Below are 25,965 nucleotides of genomic sequence, written 5' to 3'. Positions count from 1 at the left end.
TTTGCAGGCATTGAAGTTCAACCGGATTTTCAAACATAATGAAAAAGATCGATCACTATATCATTCGTAAGTTCCTGGGTACATTCTTTTATGCCATTGCCCTCCTCATTGTAATCGTCATCGTTTTTGACCTTTCGGAAAAGATAGATAACTTTTTAAAAACCAAACCATCCGTAACCGAGATCCTGTTTTCCTACTACCTGAATTTCATACCTTATTTTGTAAACCTGTTCGTTTATCTATTTACGTTCATCTCCGTGATCTTCTTTACTTCCAAGATGGCCTCCAACACCGAGATCATTGCCATGCTCAGCAGTGGGATCAGCTTCAACCGCCTATTGAGGCCCTATTTCATCGCTGCTGTCTTCCTGGCAGGAATGTCACTGATCCTGTCCAATTTTGTGATCCCTTATACCAACCGAAGACTGCAGGCATTTGAAGATCAGTATCTTCATAATCCCCGATCGAACAGGGACACGGATATTCACATGAAGCTGGACCAGGAGACCTATGCCTATGTGGAAAGTTTCAACGCCCAAGCCAATGTGGGCTATAAGTTTGCGATCGAAAAAATCAACGAACAGGGTCTTTATTACAAACTCACCTCTGAAAAAGTTCAGTGGGACAGCGCAACCAGTACCTGGAAAGCCCAGAATTATTACCTCCGGCAGTTCAGGGGCGAGGACCAGGACATTCGCCACGGAAGAGAGATCAGTCTGGAACTGGATCTGAAACCCGAGGAATTCACGATCAAAAAGGATGATATGAAGACTATGAACTTCATACGACTGAATGAGTTTATCAAAGAAGAAAAGTTAAAGGGATCGCAAAATCTGAATGTTTACCTTGTGGAGAAGTACAAGCGCATTGCTGATCCGTTTGCCACGCTTATACTTACCTTCATTGCGGTTTCCGTATCCAGCCGAAAGGTCAGGGGCGGGATCGGCATGCATCTGGGTATTGGGATAGCCATCACCTTTTCGTACATCATGTTCATCCAGGTGTCGACCGTGTTTGCAACCATGGGGAACCTCTCTCCGGCCATTGGTGCCTGGATCCCCAACCTGATCTTTGGGATCATGGCGCTCTTCATGATCCGCCTTGCTCCTAAATAGCTAAAAATCAGCATTTTTCAGTCCACACAAAGCATCCGGGGAAGAGGGCGGGATCCGGGGGGGTGGATTCAAACAGACCATACACGGCTGAGCCGCTGCCAGTCATGGCGGCATACACAGCACCCCGGTCGAGGAGAGTGCTTTTGATGGCCCGGATCGACGGGTATTTCCTGAAAACGCTCTCCTCAAAATCATTGACCAGATGCCCCTGCCATTGGCTGACCGGATACCGGATGATTTCCCTCAGGGATGTCCTGCTTTCCACCGCAACGACTCCTGCGTAAGCATCCGCCGTACTGACGGAAACCGGTGGTTTGATCAGGATCAGGTGCATTCCCGACAGGTCCGGGCTGACAGGTTCCAGGTGCTCACCTCTTCCTGTTCCCAGCATCGGGCGGTTTTCAAGAAAAAACGGACAATCGCTCCCTACGCCGGCGGCCGCGCTGGTCAACTGATCCCTGGTTGCATTCAGGTTGAAAAGCGCATTCAGTGTTTGAATCGTAAAGGCTGCATCGGAAGAGCCGCCACCGAGACCAGCTCCGGTTGGTATCTTTTTATACAGAAAAATCCGGACAGGCGGTATCTTAAAGGACTCCAGCATAGTGTGATAAGCGCGAAGACACGTGTTCTGCCCGATGCTTCCCCCGATCTCCAGACCCCGGGATTCAAATACTGTTTCCTTCTCCGAAGATGGAATGATTTCCAGAATGTCGGTCAGGGCTATGGGGTAAAAAACCGTTTCAATCTGATGATAGCCATCAGGCCTTTTGCGGAGGACAGACAGGCCAAGGTTTATCTTGGCGTTCGGAAAGATGATCATGCGTTAAGGTGGATTATCTCCCCGTAAATGTAGTCCAATTTTTTAAAATATATTGTGTACTTTTGGTTCGTAAATGTAAGAATCCAATACCTGATGACACTCATATCTGCCGTAGCCTCACAGTTCCTTAAGGGCAGGATGCACCGGATAGAACATTTCATGAAGAACCCTCTTGAAGTGCAGCAGGATTGGTTTCGAAGGCTGATCACAACGGCAGAAAAGACGGAATGGGGCAGGAAATATGATTTTGCTTCCATCCGGAGTTATCGAGAATATGCCAACCGGGTCCCTGTTAGTGACTACGAATCAATCAAAACGCAAATTGCCCGTATTCGCAAAGGAGAACAGAATATTCTCTGGCCCTCCCGGATCAGCTGGTTTGCCCGCTCTTCAGGCACCTCAGGAGACAAAAGCAAGTTCATCCCCGTGAGTCGCGAATCCATGGCAGAATGCCATTACAAGGGAGCCATGGACCTGGTGTCCCTCTACCTGAGCCACCACCCTGAATCAGGGTTATTCAGAGGAAAAGGATTGATCATGGGAGGCAGCAACCGAATTTCAGAGGTCAACAATGAATCCTATTATGAAGGAGATCTTTCGGCAGTCCTGATCCAAAACATGCCGTTCTATGCCGATTTTTTCAGGGTACCGGACCGTTCCATAGCCCTGATGAGCGAATGGGAAACGAAAATTGAAAAAATTGCGGAAACCACTTTACATAAAAATGTGACCAGCCTCTCAGGTGTTCCTTCCTGGACACTTCTTCTTTTAAAGCGCACCCTGGAAATCTCCGGTAAACAGAACATCCACGACGTTTGGCCCGGGCTGGAAGCATTCTTTCACGGCGGCGTAAGTTTCCTTCCCTATAAAAGCCAGTACGACAGGATCATCACACCGGATAAGATCAACTATGTGGAAAGCTATAACGCCACGGAAGGATTTTTTGGCATCCAGGATATTCCTGAACTGGATTCCATGCTCCTGATGCTTGATTATGGTATCTTTTATGAGTTTTTGCCAACCGACCAGGTTGGAGAGGAATATCCGCGGGCGAAGACACTTCAGGAAATTGTTCCCGGAGAAAATTACGCCATGGTCATCACCACCAATGCCGGTCTGTGGCGCTACCTGATCGGCGACACCGTGGTGTTCACCTCCGTGGATCCTTACCGTATACAGATATCGGGGCGCACCAAAAGTTTCATCAATGCTGTCGGAGAAGAGTTGATCGTGGATAATGCGGAAAAAGCCATGGCCATTGCCTGTCAGAAAAGCCTGGCCGTCATCAATGAATATACGGCTGCACCTTTCTATTTCAATGATTCCGGGAATGCGGCCCACGAATGGCTCCTGGAGTTTGAAAAACTGCCTGCTGACGTTGATGAGTTTTGTAACATCTTCGATGAGGCGCTCAAATCACTGAATTCCGATTATGAAGCCAAGCGCTACCAGGGCATGGTACTGCGTGATCCTATCCTCCGGATCGTTCCTCACGGAACATTTTACAAATGGATGAAACAAAGGGGCAAGCTGGGCGGACAGAACAAGGTGCCCCGGCTGTCGAACAACCGCAACTATGTGGAAGAGATCATGAAGATCGTAACAGAATGAATTTTCGTCCTTCCGTTATGGCTTCCGAATTTATATCTTTGAAAAGTCTTTAATACCATTCTTATGCACATTGCCATCGCAGGTAACATCGGTTCAGGGAAGACTACGCTCACCGGTCTTTTAGCAAAAAATTTCGGATGGGAACCGCATTATGAAGATGTCGAATCCAACCCTTATTTGCACAGCTTTTATGAGGATATGCAACGCTGGTCGTTCAACCTGCAGATCTACTTCCTGAACAGCAGGTTCCGGCAGATCATACGGATCCGCAAAGGAGGCAAAACCGTCATTCAGGACAGGACCATCTATGAAGATGCATACATTTTTGCACCGAACCTTCACGAAATGAACCTGATGACTACCCGTGACTACCAGAACTACCGTGATCTTTTTGAGTTGATGAGCTCATTCATTCAGCCACCTGACCTGATGATCTATCTCCGTGCCTCCGTGCCGACCCTTGTCAGGCAAATACAGAAAAGAGGCAGGGAATACGAAGCCGCCATCCGGCTGGATTACCTTAAGAGGCTCAATGAGCGTTATGAAGCCTGGATCGCTCAGTACGAAATTGGCAAGTACCTGATCTTCGATGTGGATAATATCAATTTTGCAGAAAACACACACGATCTGGGACAGGTGATCGAAACCATCACCGGAGAACTTCACGGTCTGTTCAAGCAGTAAAATCATGTTGCGTTCAGGTGTCATCGGAATCATTCCCGCCCGCTTTGGATCTACCCGCTTTCCGGGCAAACCCCTGTCGATGATCAACGGGAAGACAATGATCCAGCGCGTATTCGAGCAAGCCAAAAAGTCGCGTTGCCTAAGCCGGACGATCGTCGCCACGGATGATCAGCGGATCTACGATCACGTTTGTCAGTTTGGGGGCGATGTTCTAATGACCTCCCCCCTGCACCTAAGCGGCACCGACCGCTGCGGGGAAGCCGTCCGGATTTTACAGGATACCTCCAATGATCCCTCCTCCCTGAAAATAGTGATCAATATCCAGGGAGATGAACCTTTTCTGGATCCTTTGCAGATTGACCAGGTAGCCGCTCTGTTTGACCACCCCGCAGTAACGATCGCCACCCTGGCCAGGCTGATAATCCGTACGGAAGAACTGGACGATCCCAATACGGTCAAGGTGGTCTTTAACAACAACAAAAAGGTCCTGACCTTTTCCAGGACAGCCCTTCCCTTTCAGCGAAACCTGCCGAGACAACAATGGATTGACCACCACCCCTATTATAAACACATCGGTGTCTACGGATTCAGGCTTGATACTTTACAGCAGATCATCTCCCTGCCGGTTTCTCCCCTTGAAACTGCAGAATCGCTGGAACAACTCCGGTGGCTTGAAAATGGATATGACATTTATTTAGACATATGTGATCAGGAAAGTGTTGCGATTGACACCCCGGAGGATTTATTAAAACTTTCCAACAGGACAGAGTAGCCTGATCCATCATTTCGTAACTTCGTGTGCTCATTTATAGAAAACCAGGCATGAAAACGATCGACGGATATATCTGTGATCTTTTATACAGTAACGATTGCATCATTCTTCAGGAATTCGGGGGATTCGTTGCCAGTTATACACCCTCCCGCATGCATCCCACACACCGGATGCTTCATCCGCCCTCAAAGCGCATCCTCTTCAATGTGCGGCTTCAGACCAACGATGGCCTGCTGGCAAATTACATCGCCGAAATGGAGAAGATATCCTATCAGGAGTCGATGTTTCGTATTCAGCAGTTTACCACACAGTGTCTGAACGCTTTGAAAGAGAATAAATCAGTCGTATTCGCACAAATCGGAACCTTTTCATTCAATAAGGAGGGAAAGCTCGAATTCATCCCCTTCCAGGAGACCAACTTCCTGGAAGAGGCTTATGGACTGACCAGCCTTGTGGCTCCTCCTCCGGCAGGCAAAAAAGCAAGAACGGTGAAACGCCCGGCACCGGAAAAAAGATCCGCTGTAAAGTCAAACAACACGAAGATCCTGCCTCGGGTGGTGTTCACTTCCATCCTGCTTGCGGTCATAGCATCCTGGGGCTATTACCACTCACCGCTTTTTAAGGACATCTACACCCATTATTCGGGCATTGTTCCCCTGATCAGAGCCTCACACCAGCAACCACCTGTTTTTTCAGATACCCCGGTGGAACAAAAATCCACCGTCGATTTGACTACTGCTGCTTCCCCGCCTGAAATCATTGAATCCGGAGATGAACCGGAGATTGTTCCACCGGCGGTTACACCAGCGGTTACACCCATTGACACACCTGCTGTTACACCTGTTGTTACGCCATCCGTTTCGACGGTGGCCACAAAACAGTTCTATATCATTGCCGGGGCCTTCAAAGATGAAATAAATGCAAGTTCACTTGAAACCCGGCTAAAAAACAAAGGCTATGACGCCAGGAGGGCCGGACGGACAAAAGGCGGACTCTACCGGGTCTGCTACGGAGTATATGCTGACAAAAAACAGGCACTCCGCGCCCTGGATACCATCCGGCAGAACGAGGATCCACAGGCCTGGCTGATGGTCGAATGAACCAGCTGCCTTTTTCTTTTATCTTTGCCCCATCATTCAGCATTCATTCACGTGGCAAAAAAAAAGCGGGAGCGATTCATTGAAAATGACACCTTCCCGAACCTGTTTCAACCCACCTACGAGCATCTCATAACCGAGGGTTTTGGTTTGAAAGGCAGGTGGAACCTGGATTTTTTCAGGAATGAAGCTCCCATCATACTCGAACTGGGCTGCGGCAAAGGGGAATATACTACCGGCCTGGCCAGCCGAACGCCTGAAAAAAATTTCATCGGCATGGATCTTAAGGGTGCCCGGTTATGGAGGGGGCTTAAAACGGCCCAGGAAGAGGGATTTCCCAATGTTGCCTTCATCCGCTGTGCCGTTGAACATATCGGATATTTTTTCGGTCCACAGGAAGTTGATGAATTATGGATCACCTTCCCTGATCCCAAGCCCAAAAAAAGCAAAGCCAGGCAGCGCCTTACTTCTCCCCGTTTTCTGGAAAGCTACGCTCCTATCCTGAAGCCCGGGCATGTGATCCATCTCAAGACCGATGACCCCGGACTGTTTGAATACACACGCGATACGATAACCAGGGAAAATCATTCGCTGCTCTATCACATCTGCGATTTGTACAAGGAAAACCTGAAAGAACCGGCCGACGAAATTCAGACATTTTATGAAAAAATGTGGCTGGAGCAGGGTAAGCCCATTTTTTATCTCCGTTTCCGGCTGAGAGAAATTCCCGGCGACAAAATCTTAAGACCCTGATGGAAAATCCTTCCTTTTTTGCAAAAGTCTATGCTGTTGTCAGGCAGATTCCCTATGGCCGTGTTACCTCTTACCGGGCGATTGCACGATACCTGGGCACCGAAGGTTCTGCCCGGATGGTGGGATGGGCCATGAACCAATCCCACAGCTCCACCGTCGAGATTCCAGCCCACCGTGTGGTTAACAGGATTGGGATCCTTACCGGAAAGCATCATTTCGGCGGTCCGGATGTTATGCGGCAACTCCTGGAGAGTGAAGGAATACAGGTCATTGACGATCAGATCGCCGACTTTGAAAAGCACTTTTGGGATCCGGCGAAAGAGCTTTGACGACACCCCGGAAAGAACCGTCAGCGGTGAAACTTTTTGCAGCTTATTTTTGTTTGTATATTTGCACGAACCCGTGAACAAATCTTATTTCAAGCGCGTGGAAAACTGGAATATTTTCGAAGCTTCTTCAAAAGAAAAACTGACGATCAGGAACACGGATAAGGAGATTCTCCGGAACTGGTTCCGCTTGATGACGATCGGCCGTCTGCTGGATGACCGGGCTCCCAATTACCTGAAGCAGGCACTGGGTTGGTCCTACCATGCACCCTACGCCGGGCACGATGGTATTCAACTCGCCATTGGCCAGGTCTTTGACCGGCATACCGACCATCTGTTTCCTTACTACCGTGACATGCTGACCGTCCTTTCTGCAGGAATGACAGCACAGGAAATCATCCTGAACGGGCTTTCGAAAAAGCTGGACATTGCAGGTGGGGGCCGCCATATGTCGAATCATTTTGCGAAACCGGAATGGAACATCCACAATGTTTCTTCCTGTACCGGAAATCACGCCTCCCAGGCAGCGGGTGTGGCGCGGGCCATCAAATACTACAAGCAACAGGGAGCCGCCATCTCTTCGCAGGGAGAATCGTCTGTATCAGAAGGATATGTGTATGAGGCCATCAACGGATCTTCCAACGAACGGCTTCCCGTCATCTTTGTGATCCAGGACAATGGCTACGGGATCTCGGTCCCCAAAGCGGAACAGACCGCAAACCGCAAAGTGGCTGAGAACTTCTCAGGCTTCCTGAACCTGAGGATCATCTACTGCAATGGCAAAGATGTATTTGATTCAGTCAACGCTATGGTCGAAGCAAAAAGGCATGTGCTGCAACACGGTGAGCCGGTGATGGTCCACGCCAACTGCATCCGCATCGGGTCCCACTCCAATAGCGACCGGCACGAACTTTACCGCGATGACTTTGAAATGAATTATGTGAGGGAATATGATCCGCTGGCTAAATTCAGAAGGCTTTTACTCCGCTATGACCGGATGACGGAAGAAGAGATCACCGGCATCGAAAACGAAGCCAAAGCCATCGTCAAGGAAGCACACAAAAAAGTACTCGCTTCCCCTGATCCGGATCCGGCCAGTATCTTCGATTTTGTTTCCCCTGAACCCTACCGGCCGGAGAAGTACCCTGATGGTCTGCCCGATGGTACCGGAAAAAAACTTCGGCTGATCGAAGCACTGAATGAAACCATGAAGGCTGAATTCCGCCATAACCCCGACACGTTCATCTGGGGCCAGGATATTGCCAGCAAGGAAAAAGGTGGCATTTTCAATGTCACAAAAGGGATGCAGCAGGAATTTGGCCGCGGAAGGGTCTTCAATGCCCCGATCGCGGAAGACTACATTGTCGCCACAGCCAATGGCATGAGCCGCTTTGACCGGAAGATACGCGTCGTGGTGGAGGGTGCTGAGTTTGCGGATTATTTCTGGCCCGCTATCGAGCAACTGGTCGACACCTCCCACGACTACTGGAGGTCGAACGGTCAGTTCTCGCCCAACATCACCATCAGGCTGGCATCAGGTGGCTATATCGGAGGTGGATTATACCATTCGCAGAACATTGAAGGTGCGCTGACCACGCTGCCCGGAATCCGCATTGTCTATCCCTCCTATGCGGATGACGCGGCAGGGTTGCTCCGGACGAGCATTCGTTCCGGGGGGGTGACGGTTTTCATGGAGCCCAAGGCGCTCTACAATGATCCGGCGGCAGAAGCGCCGGTACCCGCTGATTTTGAAGTTCCCTTTGGCAGGGCCCGCATCCGCCGCCCCGGGAAAGACCTTACCCTGATTACATACGGCAACACTGTCCACCTGGCCACGGCTGCCGCCGACCGTATCCAAAAAGACACGGGAGCGGAAGTGGAGGTGATCGACCTGAGATCGCTCATCCCCCTCGACAGGGAAATGATCCTCCAATCAGTCAAAAAGACAGGCAAGGCACTGGTAGTGCAAGAAGACAAGGTCTTTTCAGGATTCGGCGCCGAAGTGGCCGCCATGATCGCACAGGACGCCTTTGAATACCTTGACGGCCCGGTGGAACGTGTGGGATCAACCTTTACACCCGTCGGTTTCAACCGGATCCTTGAACGCGCCATATTGCCGGATACGGAAAAAATCTACCAGGCAGTTAAGAAGTTGCTGGAGTACTGAACACATAACCACGAATAACCATGAACCCAACCGGCCTCTTTTACAGCTTCAACACCAGGCATACATCCGATGCGGCCGAACGCATTGCCAAAGAACTGGGTGAGAAGAACATCGATAAGATCAATCTGGAAACCATTGAAGAACATGTCTTCCTGTCTTACCCGTACATGATCCTGGGCGTCTCCACCTGGTTCGACGGAGAACTGCCCAATTACTGGGACGAGTTTCTGCCTGCCATGGAGGAAATGGATTTTACGGGCAAAACCATCGCACTATTCGGCCCGGCCGACCAGGTAGGGTATCCGCAGAATTTTGCCGACGGAGTCGGGATCCTTGCCAGATTTCTTAAGGACAAAGGGGCCAGGATCATTGGCCATTATCCTGCGAAAGACTATCATTTCATCCGATCAAAAGCGCTGGAGGGAGATCATTTTGCCGGACTGGTCCTTGATTATACCAACCAGCCTGAACAGACGGAGAAAAGGATCAAAGAATGGTGTCAGCAGCTGAAAGATGAGTTCAGAATGTAACGCATCTTCCTTTTCATCGTCCTTTTTCGCTTTTCCGTACGAATTTTCGTCATTTCACCGTTCCTTTCTTTTCAAAGAGAGGGGTTTGATGTATTTTTACATGATCATTATCCATCACAAAAAATATCTGTCATGAAAAAGAGTTTTATTCTGGTTGCAGGCATGCTGATCCTGCTCCCCTCCATCACGTTTTCACAGGAAGAAAAAGAGATGCAGTATATTCTGGGAGGTGAGGACCGGCCATCCATCTCCGGACTCATTGGCCCCATTGTTGAATTTTCAGGCTTGGAAGATGATTTTGCAGTGTGCGTGGGTGGAGGAGGTGCCATTATATTCAATCAGACCTTCTACATCGGGGGCTATGGAGAAGGGCTCACCACCGGTCATTACCGGTATGATCTGAGCGATGTCACCGATATGGAGGAACCAAAAGTGTCATTTGGTCACGGGGGATTGTGGCTGGGTTACCTGCTGGATTCATATAAGGCTTTTCACTTTAGCACCAGCCTTAAAATAGGCTTCGGCGAGATCTCTCTCTATGACGGGGATGACTACGACTGGGATCCGGAAGACAGGAAAGCGAAAGACCAGTTCTTTGCGCTGATCCCACAGGTTGAGGTGGAGGTGAATGTTACGAAATGGTTTAAATTAAATGCCGGAGCAGGATATCGATACGTGACTGGAATAGACAAGCAGTACCAGCAGGGCGGAACCATGCATGATTATTATGAGGGCAGCAATTACAACAGTCCCATTGGCACTATATCCCTGCTTTTCGGCTGGTTCGTCGAAAAATAACACCTTGATAATGACTTAATTCACCGCATCATGAAATTATCTGCCCTTACTGCCATCTCCCCCATCGATGGCCGTTATCGCGACAAGACGGAAAGCCTTGCCAGCTACTTTTCAGAAGCTGCCCTGATCGGGTACCGCCTCTTGGTGGAAGTGGAATATTTCATTGCACTCTGCGAGATCCCCCTGGAGCAGCTTGCTTCTTTCGAACCCCTGAAATTCTTGGATCTGCGCAGGATCTACCTTGATTTCACACCGGAAGATGCCCTGGAAGTCAAAGAGATCGAAAACACCACCAACCATGATGTAAAAGCAGTCGAATACTACCTGAAAAACCGGTTCACAAAACTGGGACTTGGGAAATACAAGGAATTCATTCATTTTGGCCTGACTTCACAGGACATCAACAACACCGCCACACCGCTGTCGGTCAAAGATGCACTGGATGATGCCTTGTCTCCCCTGCTGAATGAACTTCTCCATACATTAAAAGACAAGGCGAAAGAGTGGAATCATATTCCGATGCTTGCCCATACCCACGGACAGCCCGCCTCCCCTACACTGCTCGGAAAAGAGATCCGCGTGTTCACCGAACGGCTCGGGAACCAGATCCGGATGCTGGAAAAGATTCCCCACGCTGCAAAATTCGGAGGCGCAACCGGTAATCTGAATGCTCACTATGCCGCCTACCCGCAAATCGACTGGATCGGATTTGCCAACAGGTTCGTCGTGGAAAAACTTGGATTGAAACGTTACTCAACAACCACACAGATAGAACATTATGACTATTTCGCCGCGATCTGTGATAACCTGAAGCGCATCAATACCATTCTGCTGGATTTCGCAAGGGATATGTGGATGTATGTTTCCATGGATTATTTTACCCAGCAGATCAACAAGGGTGAAACAGGCTCTTCAACGATGCCTCATAAGATCAATCCCATTGATTTTGAGAATGCAGAAGGCAACCTGGGTATGGCCAACGCCATCCTTGAGCATCTGGCTGCCAAGTTACCGGTTTCCCGCCTGCAACGCGACCTGTCGGATTCCACCGTCTTGCGGAATGCAGGCGTCCCGTTTGCGCACAGCCTCATCGCGATCAAATCCCTGATCAAAGGGATGAATAAATTATCCGTCAATGAAAAGCGGCTGAGAGCCGATCTTGAGGATAACTGGGCTGTCATTGCGGAAGCCGTGCAAACGATCCTGCGAAGGGAGAACCACCCTGATCCTTATGAGTCACTGAAGGAACTGACCAGGACCGGGAAAAAGATCGATAAAAAGATCCTTCACGAATTTATCAGCAACCTGAAGGTTTCCAGCGAGGTGAAGGAGGAGTTGCTCAGGATCACTCCGGAAAATTACACCGGTCATGCAGAATGAACAGCACAAATCCTTCAGGGTAAGTGGTTTTACGTTCATCCGGAACGCCATTCTGTATGACTATCCCGTGGTGGAAGCGATCTCTTCCATCCTGCCCCTTTGCGATGAATTCATTGTCGCTGTCGGCAACTCGGATGACTCCACGTACGATCTGATTCGCAGCATCCCTTCGGATAAAATCAGGATCATCAACACCCTGTGGGATGATTCGCTCCGGGAAGGCGGCCGTGTTCTGGCGCTGGAAGCCGACAAGGCTTACCGCGAGTTATCCGGTGACAGCACGTGGGCATTTTATATCCAGGGTGATGAGGTGGTTCATGAAAAATACCTGCCGGAAATCCGCCGGGCACTTGAGCAGTATGCAGAGGTCCCCGAAGTGGAAGGCCTCCTTTTCCATTACCTTCACTTTTATGGCTCCTTTGATTTTGTTGGAGACTCCAGAAAATGGTATCGGCGGGAGGTCCGGATCGTACGGAACCTTCCTGGAATCGTTTCCTACAGGGATGCTCAGGGCTTCAGGCTCAACAACCGGAAACTGAACGTAAAAAGGATCAATGCATCCATCTATCATTACGGATGGGTTAAACCACCTGCCGTGCAGCAACGGAAACAACAAAATTTCAACCGCTACTGGCACGAAGATACCTGGATCAGGGAGCAGATACCGATGGTTGAAGCATTCGACTACTCAGTGATCGATTCGTTACGGCGCTTCAACGGCTCCCATCCGCAGGTCATGGCCGGCAGGATCAAAAAAATGAACTGGGCATTCTCCTTCGATCCCACCCGTAAAAAGTTTGGCGTTATCAACCGTCTTCTGCAGGGATTCGAACACCTGAGCGGCTGGCGCATCGGGGAATATCGCAATTACAGGATCATTTGAGGTCGGCGGGTCGGCAGGTCGGCGGGTCGGCAGGTCGGCGGGTCGGCAGGTCGGCGACTTACGATTGGCATTGGCTTGCAGCTTGCAGCTAGTTAACAATTTGACAATTTGACAATTTAACAATGACACATTTGAATCCCTTTTCATTAGAGATTCCTATCTTTGCAAAAAAGTATCACCATGATGGATCTAAGCAAAATTTTGGCGATTTCCGGCAGACACGGTCTGTTTAGAATGATCAGCCAGACCAAAAACGGAGTCATAGTGGAATCGCTCACCGACGGGAAACGTTCCACGGCATTTGCAAGCGAACGCATCAGCTCCCTTGAGGAGATCAGTGTGTTCACCACCGGTGAAGATATGCCCCTGAAAGATGTCTTTAAAAAGATCTATGAAAAACTGGCAGGGGACCACGTGACCGACCCCCGGTCAGAAAATGTCGACCTGAAGGAATATTTCGCGGAACTGGTGCCGGAGTATGATCAGGAACGAGTTTATGCATCGGATATCAAAAAGCTGCTCTCCTGGTACAATGCACTGGCAGAACTGAAGATGCTTGACTTTACGGAGGATGTTGAAAAGGAGGAACAGACAGATGGCAGTGCACCGGAGGCCACAGACGCTCCAACGGATGCAGCACAATGAAAGGATTCATTGCTTAAAGGATACACGTTTGTTTAACCTCCCGCATTCATGAAGCGAATCCAGGATTGTTTGATCACTGATGTCCTCTGGTTAAATGAAACCAGTTACATCCTGGAACTCGTCGCACCAGATAATTTGCCCCGCGTATTCCCGGGGCAGTTTGCAGAGATCCGGATCGACAACAGCCGGGAAGTTTTTCTGCGGCGACCCTTTTCTTTCCTTGACATAGATTATGAACACAAAAAGATCCGTTTTTTGATCAAAATGATTGGCAAGGGGACCAAAAGGCTGGGAGAATTGAAAGCGGGTATGTCCGTCAACATCATTTACCCGCTGGGAAATCATTTCAGCCTGCCGGAACACGGGCATGCCCTTATCGTCGGAGGAGGCTCGGGGATTGCTCCGTTTATCCTGTTAGGAAAGGAACTCCGGAGGAAAGGAATTGCCATGACCTTTCTGCTTGGTGGCAAGCAGGCCGGGGATATATTGCTGGCCGACACTTTCTGTCAGTTCGGAGAAGTCCTTGTCACCACCGAGGACGGTCTGCTGGGTTCGGAGGGTTTGATCACTCAGCATCCCATCTTCGGAAAGGATGATTTTAATTTTTCGATGGTCTATGCCTGTGGTCCCGAGCCCATGATGAAGGCGGTGGCAGCCATTGCAGCCAAAAAAAATGTACCCTGTGAAGTTTCACTGGAAAATCTGATGGCCTGTGGTTTCGGCGTATGCCTTTGCTGCGTGGTGGAGACCGCAAAAGGAAACCAGTGTGTATGCACGGAGGGACCTGTTTTTAACGTAAACAACCTAAAATGGCAGACCTGAGGGTAACCATCGGCAAACTTGAACTTCGGAATCCCGTGACCACGGCCTCCGGAACCTCTGGTTTCGGGGAGGAGCTGGCCGAATTCTTTGATGTGAGCCGTATTGGTGCCATTTTTGTCAAAGGCCTTACGCTGAAATCCCGCGAAGGCAATCCATATCCCCGGATGGCCGAAACTGCTTCCGGCATGCTCAACTCCGTTGGATTGCAAAACAAAGGGGTCGATTATTTCATTGAGAGCATTTACCCCCGCATTCGAAACCTGGATACCAGGATCATAGCCAACGTGAACGGCTCTACTCTTGAAGAATACGTAAGCGTAACTGAAAAACTCAGCAGACTGGAGCGGATCCCGGCCATTGAACTGAACATATCCTGTCCCAATGTCAGGGAAGGAGGAATGTCGTTTGGGATAAGCTGTTCGACCGCCGCAGCCGTTACAAAAGCCGTAAGGGAAGTATGGGACAGGACACTCATTGTCAAGCTGACGCCCAACGTGACCGACATCCGCGATATTGCCCTGGCCGTTGAGGACGCAGGAGCAGATGCGCTCTCACTGATCAATACACTGCTGGGTATGGCCATCGATGCTGAAAAGCGCCGCCCTGTCCTCTCAACAGTAACGGGTGGCTTATCCGGACCGGCCATCAAACCCGTCGCCTTACGGATGGTCTGGCAGGTCACCCGTGTATCCCGCCTGCCAATCATCGGAATTGGCGGAATCATGAACACTGCCGACGCCATCGAATTCCTGCTGGCAGGTGCTTCAGCCATCCAGGTGGGAACCGCCCTGTTCATCGACCCCTTGGCGCCGGTGAAGATTGTGGAAGGGATCGATGAGTACCTGATCCGGCATGGATGCGGCAGCGTAAAGGAAATCATTGGAGCGTTGGAAAATTGAAATTTGGTTTTTTTGAATTTTAGATCCTGGAATTTGGGATTTGTTTGGATCTTGGTGCTTGTAATTTGGGATTTACCTATCTTTATGCTCCCATAATCCCCTTCAGTGAATGAAATGTCCCTACTGTAAATCAACCATGATCGTCCTGGAGCTGCACCAGGTGGAAGTCGATTATTGTACGGAATGCTGCGGATTATGGCTTGATACAGGTGAGATGGAATTACTGCTGGAGTATACGGAAAATAAAGACCTTTTGCTGGTCACTTTTAAACTCGATCCCCATTCAACTGAAAAAAAACTCAGATGCCCCATCTGCAGAAGAAAGATGCAGAAAGCAAAAGCGGGAATCGACTCCGGTACACCGATCGACAAGTGCCCGAAAGGCCATGGCCTCTGGTTTGACAAGGGTGAACTGCAGGAGATCATTGAACAGGGATGCTCACCGACGAACCAGGAAATCATTGAACTGCTGAAAAATATGTTCCAGTATAAACTTAAATCTTAAAATTATGTTCGCAATAGTCGTTTTAGCAATCATTGTCCTGCTTGTGTTGTATGTGGTTGGCCTTTACAACGGGCTGATCCGATTAAGAAACCAGGTAAAGAACGCGTGGGCGCAAATTGAGGTTCAACTCAAGAGGCGTCACGACCTCATCCCTAACCTCATCGAAACGGTCAAGGGATATATGAAGCACGAGCGCGAAACCCTGGAAAGTGTCACCAATGCACGTGCTGCTGCCATAGGTGCACAAACCGTCGGAGAAAAAGCCAAGGCTGAAAGCAACCTGACAGGAGCCCTGGGTAACCTGCGGGTGGCCGTGGAAGCTTATCCCGATCTGAAAGCCAGCCAGAATTTTATGGCCTTGCAGGAAGAGCTGACCTCCACCGAGAACAAGATCTCTTTTGCACGACAGAACTACAACGACCAGGTACTTGCCTACAACAACAAAATCCAGATGTTCCCGTCGAACATCATTGCAGGTATGTTCAATTTCACGCCGGACGAATTCTTCGAAGTAGAGATACCAGCGGAAAGAGAAGTACCAAAAGCCGATTTTACAACGAAATAACAGGAACCAACGATCAACCGGCCATGTGGGAACTGATTCGCCTGAACAGGCGTAAATCTTTGCTGCTGTTCATGGGCATGGGTGTTATCCTTGTCCTGTTGGGCTATTTCATCGGTCTGTACATCGATCCCAAAAACGGAGGTGTGATCGGTGTCTTCCTCGCCCTGCTGATAACCCTTGTGCTCAACCTTGTCAGTTATTACTCGGGCAGTAAGATCCTGCTTTCCATCAGCAATGCCAAAGAAGTCACGCCGGATGTCCATCCGCGACTTTACAATGTTGTGGAAGAGATGAAAGTTGCAGGTCAGCTTCCTGTGATGCCAAAGATCTACATCATCAACAGCGAAGCACCCAATGCATTCGCAACCGGAAGAAATCCCGAAAATGCAGTCATTGCCGTCACAGCAGGATTACTTGCCCAGATGGACCGGGATGAGCTTCAGGGTGTGGTGGCTCATGAAACAGGCCATATCCTTAACCGTGACATTCAGTTTTTGACCTATGCAGGAATCATGCTCGGGGTCATCGTCATGATATCCCAGGTATTCACGCGCAGCATGTTCTATTCCTCGGCCGGCAGAAGCCGGTCTGATTCGTCAAAGGGACAGGGACAGATCATCATCCTGATCATTGCCATTCTTCTGGCTGTTTTGGCGCCCCTGTTTGCCCAGCTGCTGTATTTTTCCATCTCCCGCAAGCGGGAATACCTGGCCGATGCTACGGCCGCCAGGCTGACACGCTACCCGGAAGGATTGGCTTCAGCCCTGGAAAAAATCGCCCGCTCCTCCCAGGATCTGGAAACAGCCAACCAGGTCACTGCCCCAATGTATACGGTCAATCCGCTGAAACCAAAGGGGCGCCCCATGGCCGACCTGACCAGCACCCATCCTCCCATATCGGAAAGGATCCGAATTTTGCGAAGCATGGCAGGAGGCGCCAACTTCAGAAATTATCAGGAAGCTTATTCCTCCGTGAAAAAGACCAGAACCACCATTATTCCCGGATCCGGCATGGCCGACTCGACAGAAATGGGCCTCCGGGCAGGATTGACTGAACAGGAGACCGGCTTTGACCGACGGCAGTATGAGCGGGACCTGGGCGACATCATGAAAACAGTGGATCAGTACCGGTTCATCCGGTGTTCCTGCGGGCTCAGGATCAAAGTTCCTCCCGGCTACCCGCTTCAACAGGTGCAATGCCCAAAGTGTGGAACAACCCATACGATTTGAACATATAATTTACAAGCAGTTATGGCCAAGATCCTTGTTGTCGATGATGAAAGAAGCATCCGTAATACATTGAGGGAGATCCTCGAGTACGAGAAATATGAGGTCGACGATGCAGTGGACGGACTGACAGCACTGGAAATGATCGGGCAGACGCATTACGATGTGATCCTCTGCGACATCAAGATGCCGCAGATGGATGGCATGGAAGTGCTCGAGAAGACCCTCCAGATGACGGACACACCTGTGGTGATGATCTCCGGACACGGAACGATCGAAACGGCCGTGGATGCCATCAAAAAAGGAGCATACGATTATATTGCCAAACCCCTCGACCTGAACCGCCTGCTCATCACGGTGAGGAATGCCCTGGATAAATCCACGCTCATCACGGAAACCAAAGCACTTAAGAAAAAAGTCAGCAAGGCCTACGATATGGTGGGGGAATCTCCGGCCATTCAACATGTCAAGGAAATGATCGAGCGAGTGGCCTCCACGGATGCCAGGGTGTTGATCACCGGAAAGAACGGTACCGGTAAAGAACTAGTTGCCAGATGGTTACATGAAAAAAGCAAACGATCTTTCGGACCTTTCATCGAAGTAAACTGTGCAGCAATTCCCTCTGAACTGATCGAAAGTGTTCTGTTTGGTCACGAGAAAGGATCGTTTACTTCTGCCATAAAACAACGCAAGGGGGATTTTGAACAGGCCAATGGCGGGACTCTTTTCCTGGATGAAATCGGTGACATGAGTCTTTCCGCTCAGGCCAAGGTGCTCAGGGCGCTTCAGGAAAACCGGATCATGCGCGTGGGAGGTGAAAAGGACATTGCGGTGGATGTCAGGATCATCGCTGCCACCAACAAAGACCTTATGGAAGAGATCAGGAGGGGCAACTTCAGGGAAGATCTGTACCATAGGATCAGTGTCATCCTGATCAATGTTCCCGAGCTGAAAGACCGAAAAGATGACATTCCCCTGATCGCAGATCACTTCCTGAAAATGATCTGCGAAAATGAAGGGAAACCGCAGATGAGCTTCAGCAGCGAAGCCCTGGAAGAATTAAAAACCTATCCCTGGACAGGGAATGTACGCGAGCTGCGCAACGTGGTGGAAAGGCTGGCCATCCTCTGCGACCAGGTGATCACGCTGGAGGATGTCAGGATGTATGCGCAGCCATTGCAGCAGTCGCGACAGTGAGGCTTTTGGAGAAGGAGAGGATGGGATACAAAGGGTTATTCGTCGTTATTTGTAGTTATTCATAATTACTGTTTGGAGTCTTGGACAATGAGATACTCGAGGGTGCCACGGTATTACGGATTTCGGATCTACCTGATCTCAACGGTCATCTTTTACCTGTTGATCACCCCTTTTATTGCCGTACTTGCCCTGAAATATGCCCCCCAGCTGATCGAAAAAGGTGAATTGCGTTCGCGACGAACAGGATCCGGATCGCTGATATTTTCGAACGACAGCCTGATCGAGGAACTTGATTCATTGGCAGATGCCCCTCTGGATACGACCATCTTTTTCAATCCGTCAAAAGGTGATTTCGACACAGTGATCCGCCCAAAGGCAACCATGGGATCCAACCGGGAGAACACAACCCTGCCCGGACCGGTGACGACTGCAAACGAAAAAAGTCCCCTGACCACCTCGCTCAACCTAATGCTGAAATTACTACTGGTGAGCTTCATCCTGGGATTTGTGTTCAACCTGCCATTTAAACGGTATTTTATCCGCAAGCGCAAGAATAAGAAGATTTCCAGGAAATTATTTCTTTTTACGAAGAAATACCTGCTTTTAACCCCTTTGATCAACAGCGGGATTCTTACGCTTGCCTACCTGGCAACGACCATCTACATGATCGTTGTTCTTTCCTCTCCTTCCCATTTCTCCGACGACACCCAAAAACAGATATTCTCCCAGTTTTTTTATGTATCCATTGTTGCATCCGTCCTGGTGATTCTGTTTGTCTACTTCTGGCAAAAGCATCGCGTACATATAAAGTATCTTGAACACGTTTTCACAGCTGAGGAGCTCCGGCGCCGCATCTTTAATTTCAAAGTCGGCAAAATCAGAAACCGATTCCTGGTGTCAAGCATCATGACCACGCTCCTTCCCCTGACCATCGTGATCCTGTATCTGTTCCTGAGTCTCACCCCTGTGGCGGACCTGGAAGAAATCACCCCTGAACAGGTGAAAATATTGCTGGGCGATTACACCCAGCTTTTCGGATTTCCTGAAAATATTGATGCTGACAGCCCCTACCGGAGCCTTTACTATATCAATGCCATTGACAACATTTCCATGTTCATCGGCATTGGTGCCGGTATCTTTGTATCCTTCATCTATATCATCCTCTTCGTCCGGTGGACCACACAGGACATTGCCAGTCCGGTGAGCGAACTGCTGGAGAACATGCGTCTGACTGGTGAAGGAAAACTGAACAACTTCGGCATTGTCAGGACCAACGACGAGATCGGGCAGCTCACGGAAGGATACAACGAAATGTCGCAAAAGATCAAAGATTACATCCATAATATCTCACGGATGAACCTGGCATACTCACGGTTCATCCCGCAACAGTTCCTTGATTTCCTTGGCAAGGAAAGCTTCGTGGATATCAAGCTCGGCGACCAGGTACAGCAGGAGATGACCATTCTGTTCACCGATATCCGACGGTTTACCGACCTATCGGAATCGATGACACCAAAGGAAAATTTTGATTTCCTGAATCACTACCTCGGATACATGGAACCCGTCATTCGCAACAACAATGGGTTCATCGACAAGTACATGGGCGACTCGATCATGGCCCTGTTTCCGGAAAATCCGGGAGATGCCATCAATGCTTCCATCGAAATGCGTATCAAACTGGCACAGTTCAACCAGGTGATGGGACAATTTGGCAAACCGGAAATCGACAGCGGCATCGGGATCCACATCGGTAAACTGATGCTCGGGGTGGTCGGAGGCGAAGGCAGGATGGACGGGACCGTCATCTCGGATGCTGTCAACCTCGCCTCCCGGCTGGAAAACCTGACAAAAATCTACGGTTGTGCCATCATCATCAGTGAAGATACCCTGATCAAGCTGGATGATCCCAGTGCTTACAATTACCGGTTTCTCGATATTGTGAAGGTAAAAGGTAAAAAGCAGGCAGTCTACATCTTTGAGGTCCTCGACGGGGAGCCGGAGGACATCAAGCGGCTGAAGATCCAGACCAAAGCCCAGTTTGCCAAAGCCATCAATTATTACAAGAACAAGGACTTTCAGAAAGCACTGGAGGAGCTCAGGGCGATCCATGAGGTCAACATGCACGACAAAGCCGCGGTACTGTACATCAACCGCTGTGCAAAAATGCTCCGTACGGGGATCCCTTCCGACTGGGATGGCATTGAAGTGATCGACTCCAAGGGTTGAACCTTCACTCCCGACCGGTATTATCTTTGTGATCCGGACAAATCCGTCTCAAAAATGAGTATCTTTGCATTTTCTATCACACCCACACCCACACTCAAACGCACACCCGCTTCGGGGCTGCACTGGTTTTGACAGCAAGCCGAGTGGATATGTAAGCATGCCGGGCAATGCAGACACACCCGTTACCAATTTCTGCGAACCAATAACTGGCGAAAATAACTTCGCTCTCGCTGCCTAATCGAAGTTTAGTAGAGAAGGCTTAATCCCGGACAAGGTCCGGGAGCGTGACGTCCTGCCGGTGGAGATGCCTGATTCCGGCCGGGGCACAGGGCGCTCGCAATTTCAGGCTGGCTGTGGCAACGCCTCGATGTCGCAGCGAGATTTCAGAGGATAAGGCAACGATTTGGGTGCCGGCTCCCGGATCCTGCCCGAAAACCAACAACCGGATAAGCATGTAGAAAGCACATCTGTTCCTTGTTTGGACGAGGGTTCGACTCCCTCCAGCTCCACAACTCGTAGTCCTCATCGCTACCCCAGCCTTAGGAATCGGCAAGGACTTTAGATCCCTCCGAATGGTGACCACCATTTTCAGTCACGCCCATCTCTTAAAATTACCGGTACGCCTTGCCCTTTTCTAACCCTATGCACTTGAAATATTGTTATTTTTGCTTTGCCTGACCGTCGGGCGTGGGTCAGCAAGGGATTAGGTGGATGGCCAGGGTCGTTAATCATTCTTTAATTAAACAAGATCTATGGCTAAAGAAATTACATTCAAAGAACTTGATCCTGCTGGCTTCATCGACAAAAAGGTCCTTGAAATCAAAAGTTCGGTGGGCGATGGGATTGCCATCAATGCCCTGTCGGGCGGCGTTGACTCATCGGTGGTCACCCTGCTCGGACACAGGGCGCTGGGAAAGAGTCTCAGGACAGTGATCGTGGAGAATGGGCTCATGCGTGAAGGAGAAGTGCTGAGTGTGGTGAACTGTTTCAGGGACCTGGGCATCGATGTGGAGGTCATTGAGGCTCAGCAGGAATTTTTCAGGGCGCTCAGTGGGATCACCGACCCGGAAATGAAACGGGAAGCCATTACCCGAACCTTTTACCAGGATGTTTTCGGCCGTACCGTCAGGGAGAGCGGGGCGAAGATCCTGCTCCAGGGCACCATCCTCACCGACATTGACGAAACAGTGGCAGGGATCAAACGTCAGCATAACGTTTTTGAGCAGCTGGGCATTGATCCCCGGCAGGCATTCGGCTACAGGATACTCGAACCCCTGGTTGAGCTCCGTAAGGACAGCGTGCGGGCGGTCGGTAAATCGCTGGGACTTCCTTCCGGTCTTTTTGACCGAATCCCGTTCCCCGGCCCTGCCCTTGCGGCACGCGTGATCGGTGAAGCAACACCCGAACGGATTGGAACGATCCGTAAAGCAACCTCCGTCGTCGAACGCATTCTGGAAGGAAGCCGTGCATTCCAGTACCTGGCCGTACTGCACCAGGACCGTGTAACGGGGATGCAAAATGGCAAACGTGACTTCGGCCAGCAGATCGAGATCCGCTGCTGGGACAGTGCCGATGCAAGGAGGGCGACTCCGAGCAGGCTCTCATTCGACACCCTGGAAAAACTGTCGGAGGAGATCATCCGGAGTGTTCCCGGCGTGGTTAGCGTCACCTATAACATCACCCCAAAGCCCCCTTCCACTATCGAGGCCGTCTGACCATGTCATTTTCATACGAAACTGAATTGACTCTATCCGTCACACCTGCGTGATGGATGTCAACCAAGTTCCTTCGCCTTCGCGTTTTCGTACGTGCTGAGACCTATTGTGCCTTATTCTTTGAAAAGCCCACAACCGCGTTGCCATCGCCACCCATGACGGAAAGGTTAAGGTCACCGGATTCACAGGTGATGCTTGCCCCCTGGCCACCTATATCCATGAACGTGGTCTGCATCCCATTTGCTTTGAGAATGTCATTGTATTTCTTGAATGCATCAGCAGGAACCTCCTCATAAACAATGGTCCAGATATACATTTCCGGATGGTCGCTGGTGGTGACGCCGGTAATCTTTCCAAAGGCAAATTCAGGGATCTCTGCGGGTGCATCCCCAGGCCATTTGTTTGCACCGGCGTCAATATGGGAGGTTACATCACCGGATTGAATGGTGGCTCCCTGTTCCGACAGATCTACATCCGCATCCTGGCCGGTACCTTGTTCCAGGGCCTGCTCCATGGCCTGCTCGGCCGACTTTTGTCCTGCATTCCTGCAGGAATAATTCAGTGTGAACATGGCAAGGAACAAAAAAATCATCCCCGCTGCAAGAAAATAGTTTTGTTTTTTCATGAATTGGAAATTTAGTGGGAATTAACGTTAATAATCTTACAAATATAAAATAAACCTATCCGATTTTCAAGCAGAAAATGCCTGAAGTTTAAGATAAAGGTAAAATTCTGACAGATTCAATGATTCAGGAAACCTTCGCCCCGCAATTACTGCAAAAACGTGCGCCGGGACTGACCTCAGCGCCGCAGTAATGGCAGAACGACCCAAAGTCCAAACGTTCACCGCATTCCGGGCATCGTTTCGCAAAGGGTGGAATATCGGCTCCGCAACTTGGACAAAAAATCTCCGGGTCACTGGAAGTCCTTCTTCTGGTTTTGGATGGAAGACCTTCATCGAAATCACCAAGGTCATCCATATCGTCAAAATCCTGCCGCCCTTTGCGGCCCTTTTTGCCTCCGGATACAGGCTCATCCTTTTCAAATTCGTCGAAATCCATGGAATGATGATATTTTAGTGAATCAGGTATGTGAATCCACCGTAAGTACCGCGTTTAATCCTCCTTACTCCAGATACGTGTACCCATACAATCCGGAACGGTAATTTGACAAAAACTCTTTCCCCTCTTCCGCAGTAATGAATCCCGATTTGACCGATGAAGTGACCCACTTCTCGACCGTGCGTACCATCTTCTTGGCATCATACTGAACGTAGTCGAGAACCTCAGCCACCGTTTCGCCATCAATGATCTGGTCAATTTCGTAACCCTTATCCCTCACGGAAACATGCACCACATTCGTATCACCGAAAAGATTATGAAGATCGCCCAGAATCTCCTGGTAGGCTCCCACAAGAAAAACACCGATATAGTAGGGTTCATTGGCTTTGAGAGAATGTACAGGCAGGTTGTAAGAAACATTCCGCGTGGAAATGAAATTATCGATCTTGCCATCAGAGTCACAGGTGATGTCCTGCAGCGTGGCGGTTCTGTCGGGCCGTTCATCCAGCCGCTGAATAGGCATGATGGGAAAGATCTGATCAATGGCCCATGCATCTGGCAGGGACTGAAACAGGGAAAAATTACAAAAGTACTTATCGGAGAGCAATTTGGGCAGATAGCGCAACTCCTCCGGAATGTGCTTTGTCTTGTAAACCATCTGGTTGATTTCCCTTGCTATCGACCAGAACAACCGTTCAATCTGAGCCCTGGTCTTCAGGTCCAGCATGCCAAGGCTGAACAGGTCCAGTGCCTCTTCCCTGATCTGCTGGGCATCGTGCCAGGTTTCCATCAACCGGGGCTGATTCAGGCGGTCCCAGGTTTTGTACAACTCCCTGACAAGCTCGTGGTCATGTTCTGTTACTTCATCATCATCATTCCAGGATGGCAGCGTTGCTGTTTCCAGCACTTCGAAGATAAGGACGGAATGGTGAGCGGTAAGGCTCCGGCCCGATTCGGTTATGATGTTGGGATGGGGGATCTTGTTTTTCTGGCTGATCTCCACTATGGTGGAAACCGCGTCGTTCACATATTCCTGAATCGTGTAGTTGACACTGCTCTCGCTGCTTGACGACCGTGTGCCGTCGTAGTCCACCCCCAGGCCGCCCCCGATATCTACAAATTCCACATGAAAACCCTGCTGATAGATCTGGGCATAAAACTGGGACGCTTCCCTTAAAGCGATCTTCACCCGGCGGATCATGTTCACCTGGCTGCCTATGTGAAAGTGGATCAGACGCAGGCAATTCTTCATGCCACTGCGTTTGAGGTATTCCAGCGCTTCCAGCAACTCACTGGAGGTCAGGCCAAATTTACTCACATCCCCTCCTGACTCCTCCCACTTGCCGCTGCCTGAACTGGCCAGCTTGATCCGGATACCGATGGAGGGCTTGACCTTCAGGCGCCGTGCAATGCTGGCGATCAGCTTCAATTCATTGAGCTTCTCAACGACCAGAAAGATGCGACGTCCCATCTTTTGAGCAAGCAGTGCAAGCTCAATGTAATCCTCATCCTTGTAACCATTGCAGATAATGATCGACTCTGCATCGGTGTTCAGCGCGATCACGGCATGGAGCTCGGGCTTGGAACCGGCTTCCAGTCCGATATTGAACTTTTTGCCGTGCCCGACAATCTCTTCGACCACGGGACGCATCTGGTTGACCTTGATGGGATAGATAATGAAATTTTGGCCCTTGTATCCATATTCCTCCGAAGCCAGCCGGAAACAACTGGACATCTCTTCAATCCTGGTGTCCAGAATGTCGGTGAACCGCAACAGGATGGGAGTGGAAACATCACGCAGCACCAGCTCGTCGATCAGCTCCTTTAAATTGACCTTTACTCCTGTGATCTTTGGCGTTACGTCCACCTGACCCTTTTCATTGACCGAAAAGTAATTGACACCCCATCCGTTAATGTTGTACAATTCAACCGAATCCTCAATTTGCCATTTTCTCATGGATGAAGAATGATAAAGTGATTTCTACCGCAAATATAGTATAAGTAATCACAAACTCTTCACCTGAAAGCGAACTTAATCCCAAAGGATCCCCCCTCACGTACCTGCCTGAACAATAAAAGTCAAAATAATTTCATATTAAATGATTCATATATAATAATTATTATTAATTTTGCATAAAATTAATTAGGAATTATTCCTATTTATGAAT

General features: G+C 49.7%; 25 protein-coding genes and 1 other RNA gene. 22 read left to right on the top strand and 4 right to left on the bottom strand.

Annotated elements, in window-relative coordinates:
• Window positions 1–38 precede the first annotated feature (38 nt).
• Entirely contained in the window at window positions 39–1,115 is a 1,077-nt protein-coding gene (locus PKI34_07235; protein ID HNS17594.1) for an LptF/LptG family permease, read from the top strand.
• A gap of 7 nt (window positions 1,116–1,122) precedes the next feature.
• On the opposite strand, the gene ispE is transcribed toward PKI34_07235, so the two are convergent.
• Window positions 1,123–1,935, bottom strand: coding sequence for a 4-(cytidine 5'-diphospho)-2-C-methyl-D-erythritol kinase (ispE, locus tag PKI34_07230; GenBank protein HNS17593.1), 813 nt, complete (start codon window positions 1,933–1,935; stop codon window positions 1,123–1,125).
• A 93-nt stretch (window positions 1,936–2,028) separates the two neighbouring features.
• Here ispE and PKI34_07225 point away from each other — a divergent pair, with 93 nt between their 5' ends.
• The 21 genes from PKI34_07225 to PKI34_07125 all read left to right on the top strand — a co-directional run bounded on the left by PKI34_07225 (window position 2,029) and on the right by PKI34_07125 (window position 22,736).
• Entirely contained in the window at window positions 2,029–3,546 is a 1,518-nt protein-coding gene (locus PKI34_07225; protein HNS17592.1) for a GH3 auxin-responsive promoter family protein, read from the top strand.
• 63 nt (window positions 3,547–3,609) lie between these two features.
• Window positions 3,610–4,230: a deoxynucleoside kinase gene (locus PKI34_07220; protein ID HNS17591.1), complete on the top strand. Its 621-nt coding sequence runs from the start codon at window positions 3,610–3,612 to the stop codon at window positions 4,228–4,230.
• 4 nt (window positions 4,231–4,234) lie between these two features.
• Complete coding sequence (gene kdsB / locus PKI34_07215) at window positions 4,235–5,002, top strand: 3-deoxy-manno-octulosonate cytidylyltransferase (protein ID HNS17590.1); 768 nt, start codon at window positions 4,235–4,237, stop codon at window positions 5,000–5,002.
• A 50-nt stretch (window positions 5,003–5,052) separates the two neighbouring features.
• Window positions 5,053–6,102: an SPOR domain-containing protein gene (locus PKI34_07210; GenBank protein HNS17589.1), complete on the top strand. Its 1,050-nt coding sequence runs from the start codon at window positions 5,053–5,055 to the stop codon at window positions 6,100–6,102.
• A 51-nt stretch (window positions 6,103–6,153) separates the two neighbouring features.
• On the top strand, window positions 6,154–6,852 hold the full coding sequence (gene trmB / locus PKI34_07205) for a tRNA (guanosine(46)-N7)-methyltransferase TrmB (protein HNS17588.1): 699 nt from the start codon (window positions 6,154–6,156) through the stop codon (window positions 6,850–6,852).
• A complete protein-coding gene (locus PKI34_07200) occupies window positions 6,852–7,181 on the top strand; it encodes an MGMT family protein (protein HNS17587.1) in 330 nt (109 codons plus the stop codon). Before trmB ends, PKI34_07200 begins: the two co-directional genes overlap by 1 nt.
• Window positions 7,182–7,371: 190 nt before the next feature.
• Entirely contained in the window at window positions 7,372–9,345 is a 1,974-nt protein-coding gene (locus PKI34_07195; protein ID HNS17586.1) for a thiamine pyrophosphate-dependent enzyme, read from the top strand.
• 20 nt (window positions 9,346–9,365) lie between these two features.
• Window positions 9,366–9,875 carry a flavodoxin gene (locus PKI34_07190; protein HNS17585.1) on the top strand — a complete coding sequence of 170 codons (510 nt, stop codon included), beginning with the start codon at window positions 9,366–9,368 and terminating at the stop codon, window positions 9,873–9,875.
• 132 nt (window positions 9,876–10,007) lie between these two features.
• On the top strand, window positions 10,008–10,673 hold the full coding sequence (locus tag PKI34_07185; GenBank protein HNS17584.1) for a hypothetical protein: 666 nt from the start codon (window positions 10,008–10,010) through the stop codon (window positions 10,671–10,673).
• 30 nt (window positions 10,674–10,703) lie between these two features.
• Window positions 10,704–12,053, top strand: coding sequence for an adenylosuccinate lyase (gene purB, locus PKI34_07180; GenBank protein ID HNS17583.1), 1,350 nt, complete (start codon window positions 10,704–10,706; stop codon window positions 12,051–12,053).
• On the top strand, window positions 12,043–12,936 hold the full coding sequence (locus tag PKI34_07175) for a hypothetical protein (GenBank protein HNS17582.1): 894 nt from the start codon (window positions 12,043–12,045) through the stop codon (window positions 12,934–12,936). Before purB ends, PKI34_07175 begins: the two co-directional genes overlap by 11 nt.
• 183 nt (window positions 12,937–13,119) lie before the next feature.
• On the top strand, window positions 13,120–13,581 hold the full coding sequence (locus PKI34_07170; GenBank protein ID HNS17581.1) for a DUF5606 domain-containing protein: 462 nt from the start codon (window positions 13,120–13,122) through the stop codon (window positions 13,579–13,581).
• Window positions 13,582–13,629: 48 nt separating this feature from the next.
• On the top strand, window positions 13,630–14,403 hold the full coding sequence (locus PKI34_07165) for a dihydroorotate dehydrogenase electron transfer subunit (protein HNS17580.1): 774 nt from the start codon (window positions 13,630–13,632) through the stop codon (window positions 14,401–14,403).
• Window positions 14,391–15,302: a dihydroorotate dehydrogenase gene (locus tag PKI34_07160; protein HNS17579.1), complete on the top strand. Its 912-nt coding sequence runs from the start codon at window positions 14,391–14,393 to the stop codon at window positions 15,300–15,302. The genes PKI34_07165 and PKI34_07160 overlap by 13 nt, the downstream gene beginning before the upstream one ends.
• Window positions 15,303–15,411: 109 nt before the next feature.
• A complete protein-coding gene (locus PKI34_07155) occupies window positions 15,412–15,807 on the top strand; it encodes a zf-TFIIB domain-containing protein (GenBank protein ID HNS17578.1) in 396 nt (131 codons plus the stop codon).
• A gap of 4 nt (window positions 15,808–15,811) precedes the next feature.
• Window positions 15,812–16,372: a LemA family protein gene (locus PKI34_07150; GenBank protein ID HNS17577.1), complete on the top strand. Its 561-nt coding sequence runs from the start codon at window positions 15,812–15,814 to the stop codon at window positions 16,370–16,372.
• A 23-nt stretch (window positions 16,373–16,395) separates the two neighbouring features.
• Window positions 16,396–17,601, top strand: a complete 1,206-nt coding sequence (locus PKI34_07145; GenBank protein HNS17576.1) for a M48 family metallopeptidase — start codon at window positions 16,396–16,398, stop codon at window positions 17,599–17,601.
• 21 nt (window positions 17,602–17,622) lie between these two features.
• Window positions 17,623–18,795: a sigma-54 dependent transcriptional regulator gene (locus tag PKI34_07140; protein HNS17575.1), complete on the top strand. Its 1,173-nt coding sequence runs from the start codon at window positions 17,623–17,625 to the stop codon at window positions 18,793–18,795.
• Between the two features lie 87 nt (window positions 18,796–18,882).
• Complete coding sequence (locus PKI34_07135) at window positions 18,883–21,021, top strand: adenylate/guanylate cyclase domain-containing protein (protein HNS17574.1); 2,139 nt, start codon at window positions 18,883–18,885, stop codon at window positions 21,019–21,021.
• Window positions 21,022–21,134: 113 nt separating this feature from the next.
• Window positions 21,135–21,533: a transfer-messenger RNA gene (ssrA, locus tag PKI34_07130) on the top strand.
• Window positions 21,534–21,773: 240 nt separating this feature from the next.
• Window positions 21,774–22,736: an ATP-binding protein gene (locus tag PKI34_07125; GenBank protein ID HNS17573.1), complete on the top strand. Its 963-nt coding sequence runs from the start codon at window positions 21,774–21,776 to the stop codon at window positions 22,734–22,736.
• A 103-nt stretch (window positions 22,737–22,839) separates the two neighbouring features.
• On the opposite strand, the gene PKI34_07120 is transcribed toward PKI34_07125, so the two are convergent.
• The 3 genes from PKI34_07120 to speA form a co-directional block, all read right to left on the bottom strand.
• The gene (locus PKI34_07120) at window positions 22,840–23,361 is read right to left on the bottom strand and encodes a hypothetical protein (protein ID HNS17572.1); all 522 of its coding nucleotides are present in this window, start codon (window positions 23,359–23,361) and stop codon (window positions 22,840–22,842) included.
• Between the two features lie 124 nt (window positions 23,362–23,485).
• Window positions 23,486–23,797: a zinc ribbon domain-containing protein gene (locus PKI34_07115; protein ID HNS17571.1), complete on the bottom strand. Its 312-nt coding sequence runs from the start codon at window positions 23,795–23,797 to the stop codon at window positions 23,486–23,488.
• Window positions 23,798–23,861: 64 nt separating this feature from the next.
• Entirely contained in the window at window positions 23,862–25,754 is a 1,893-nt protein-coding gene (speA, locus tag PKI34_07110) for a biosynthetic arginine decarboxylase (protein ID HNS17570.1), read from the bottom strand.
• Window positions 25,755–25,965 lie beyond the last annotated feature (211 nt).

The organism is Bacteroidales bacterium (assembly GCA_035342335.1).
In the GTDB taxonomy this organism is placed as follows: Bacteria; Bacteroidota; Bacteroidia; order Bacteroidales; family JAGONC01; genus JAGONC01.
Note: the sequence above shows the minus strand (reverse complement) of the source record. Positions and strands in the feature narration are given on the sequence as shown.